Below are 227 nucleotides of genomic sequence, written 5' to 3' on the forward strand. Positions count from 1 at the left end.
AAGGCTTTATCGAATCGGTCAGGTTGGAGCTCAAAGGTCACCCGATGAAGATCGTTGCAGTTTACCCCGGCGGGATGGCAACCGAGTTTTGGGGAACCAGCGGCAAAGCCATGGATACCTCAAGCTTTATGACCGCACAAGAAGCCGCTCAAATGCTGCAGCAGGCGTTAACCAGTACCGAGCATGGATATGTGTCAGATATCACGATAAACCGCGGTTAACGGCTA

1 pseudogene is annotated in these 227 nt (G+C 52.0%); it reads left to right on the forward strand.

Annotated features, from left to right (window positions below):
- A pseudogene (locus AB4512_RS24335) lies at positions 1-221 on the forward strand (short-chain dehydrogenase); the annotation flags it as partial.
- Between the last annotated feature and the right edge of the window lie 6 nt (positions 222-227).

The sequence above is a fragment of the Vibrio sp. 10N.222.52.B7 genome (assembly GCF_041474275.1).
In the GTDB taxonomy this organism is placed as follows: domain Bacteria; phylum Pseudomonadota; class Gammaproteobacteria; order Enterobacterales; family Vibrionaceae; genus Vibrio; species Vibrio crassostreae_C.